The following is a 440-nucleotide window of genomic DNA, read 5'->3' on the forward strand; positions in this document are numbered from 1 at the left end:
GTTTCTGTTTGTCTTTATAGTGTTTTGGCATAGCAACCTCCAGGTAGGCGTCATCGCCTTTAAGGATACTGATTATATGGAGTCTCTCTTTCTACATGCAAGGAAACCGTGCTCCTTAGCATCTGAAAAAGGCTGACAATTGATCAGCTGAATATGTTGAAACTAACATAAATTTTCAAAGTCCCGCCATGAAAATAGACGGGACTTTGTTACGCTTATTGCTGGCTATTTATGTAGTTCACAGCGTCACCGACTGTTGCAATTTTTTCAGCATCTTCGTCAGAAATTTCCATATCGAACTCATCTTCAAGTTCCATAACTAGCTCAACTACATCAAGGGAATCAGCGCCTAAATCTTCTTTAAATGAAGCTTCCATTTTCACGTCAGCCTCATCAACGCCAAGGCGGTCTACAATAATTTTTGATACACGCTCTAATAC

Annotated in this window: 1 protein-coding gene; it reads right to left on the bottom strand. The window is 40.0% G+C overall.

Going from position 1 to position 440, the window contains the following annotated elements:
• Positions 1-215 precede the first annotated feature (215 nt).
• Positions 216-440: acyl carrier protein (acpP, locus tag VSR34_RS38670; protein ID WP_342965267.1), on the bottom strand; the 225-nt coding region annotated here is incomplete at its 5' end.

Source organism: Paraburkholderia sp. JHI2823 (genome assembly GCF_038900695.1).
GTDB classification, from domain to species: Bacteria; Pseudomonadota; Gammaproteobacteria; order Burkholderiales; family Burkholderiaceae; genus Paraburkholderia; species Paraburkholderia mimosarum.